The organism is Streptomyces sp. NRRL S-495 (assembly GCF_000966955.1).
Lineage (GTDB): Bacteria > Actinomycetota > Actinomycetes > Streptomycetales > Streptomycetaceae > Kitasatospora > Kitasatospora purpeofusca.
This window is the reverse complement of sequence record NZ_JZWY01000266.1, coordinates 1-1,970: the sequence shown is the minus strand read 5'-3', so window position 1 is coordinate 1,970 and position 1,970 is coordinate 1. Positions and strand designations below refer to the sequence as shown.

Here is a 1,970-nt window from a genome sequence, read left to right as displayed (position 1 = left end):
GACCGTCGCGGCCTTCCGGATCGCCGGCCGCGACCGCTCCGGCCGCTCCACCGGGCTGGTCGCGATCGGCAACGCGGCCGGCGGCACGCTCGGCCTGTTCGTCGGCGCGGGCGCCGCGCAGCTGCTCGGCTGGCGGGCCGCGCTGGTCATGCCGCTGCTCGCCCTCGCGGCGCTCCCCGCCGTACTGCGCCCGGCCGAGCAGGCCGGACAGGCAGAGCGGGCAGGGCAGGCAGCGCACGCAGGGCAGGTCGGACAGGCCGGACAGGCCGGGAGCGCCCGGCCGGGGTCGCCCGACGGGCGGTTCCGCGACGCCCTGCCGCTGGGCCTGCTGCGGCGGCCCGACTTCCGCCGCCCGGCCCTGCTCATGCTGGCGCTCGCCACCGTCAACTTCGCCCTGGTCTACGGCGCCCCGCGCCGGGTGACCGCCCTCACCGGCTGGGGCCCGCTGCCCACCGGCGCCGCGGTCGCGTCCGTGGCACTCGCCGGCGCGCTGCTCTCCTGGCAGCTGGTGCGGCTCGCCCCGGCCCTGGGGACGGGACGGGTCCGGGTGCTGCTGGCGACGGGTTCGGTGGCGGCGGCCACCGCGGCGGCGTTCGCGCCGTGGCCCCCGGTCGTGCTGCTCGGCTCGGCACTCAGCTCACTGGTCACGGCCGGCGGGCAGGGGGTGCTCACGGGTTCGGCGGTCGGCGGGCTCGCGCCGGAGCGGCAGGGCGGCGCGATCGGCCTGTTCAATCTGGCCTTCCCGGCCGGCGTCGCCGCAGGTCCGGGCCTCGCAGGCTTTGCGGACCAAACGGTTCAGTTCCTATACTGAACGGTCCAATCACCCGGACCGGTCACTACCACCCCAAACGGTCGGTACCATCCCGTCGCAGTAGCCCACCCCCGCCAGGGAAGCCCCCTTCCCACCCCCGACGCAGGACGAAGGACGGACGCATGGGAGCCGAGCGCCAGGACGCCACCGACGAGTACGGGATGCCGATCATCCCGGCACCGGGCGACGCCGCGACCCGCAAGCGCCAGGCGATCATCGACGCCGCCCTCGCGGAGTTCCTCGCCGAGGGGTACTCGGCCGCCTCGATGGACGTCATCACCAACCGGTCCGGTGTCTCCAAGGCCACCATCTACAAGCACTTCGGCAGCAAGGAGCGCCTGTTCCTGGCCGTCGTCAGCGGTGTGCTGCCCAAGACCTACGCCGACCTGACGCCGCCCGCCCGCGCCCTCGCCGCCGCCCCGGACCTGCGCACGGCCCTCGTCCGGCACACCACCGAGCTCGCCCGCATCCTGCTGCGCCCCGAGATCATGCTGCTGCGCCGCCTGGTGATCGGCGAGATCGACCGCTTCCCGCAGCTCGGCCAGCTCTGGTACCTGGTCACCTACGACATGAACAACGGCCCGCTGGTCGAGATGCTCACCGACCTCACCGCCAAGGGCGAGCTCCACGTGCCGGACCCGAAGCTCGCCGTCCAGCAGTTGGTGGCCTGTACCGTCGGCATCCCGCAGCTGGTGCACACCTTCGCCCCGGCCACGCCGGTGGACGATGCCGAACTCGCCCGCACCATCGGGTCCGGAGTCGACCTCTTCCTCGCCCGCTACGGCCGTCCCCCCGGCTGGCACGGCCCGGCCTGACCGGCCCCTCGTCCGCCGTCGAACGCTGTCGGCCGCCCCTACCGAGCGGTCCGCCGCCGGCCCCGGCCCCGGGAGGACCGGGGCGGAGACGGCGGCGGCGGACGGGTACGACAGGCACCTCGGGCACCCGGACCTCGGCATCACCTCAGCGCTCGGCGTCCCCCGCCCGCTCGGACTGCTCGGTCCACTCCGTGCGCTCCGCCTTCTCCGCCTTCTCCGCCCGGCGGCGCTGCCGCAGCACGAACGGGACGGCCGCGGCCAGCAGGGCGGCCTCCGGCGCCGAAGGCTCGGCCGGGCCCTCCCCGCCACGCCCGCCGAGGCCGTCCGGAGCCCCCGCCGCGAGA

Annotated in this window: 3 protein-coding genes; 2 read left to right on the top strand and 1 reads right to left on the bottom strand. The window is 75.6% G+C overall.

Going from position 1 to position 1,970, the window contains the following annotated elements; all coding sequences use genetic code 11:
- On the top strand, positions 1-811 hold an 811-nt coding region (locus VR45_RS15340), incomplete at its 5' end, for an MFS transporter (RefSeq protein ID WP_045940311.1).
- Positions 812-933: 122 nt separating this feature from the next.
- Entirely contained in the window at positions 934-1,626 is a 693-nt protein-coding gene (locus VR45_RS15335; protein ID WP_045940310.1) for a TetR/AcrR family transcriptional regulator, read from the top strand.
- Between the two features lie 145 nt (positions 1,627-1,771).
- On the opposite strand, the gene VR45_RS15330 is transcribed toward VR45_RS15335, so the two are convergent.
- Positions 1,772-1,970: hypothetical protein (locus VR45_RS15330; RefSeq protein WP_045940309.1), on the bottom strand; the 199-nt coding region annotated here is incomplete at its 5' end.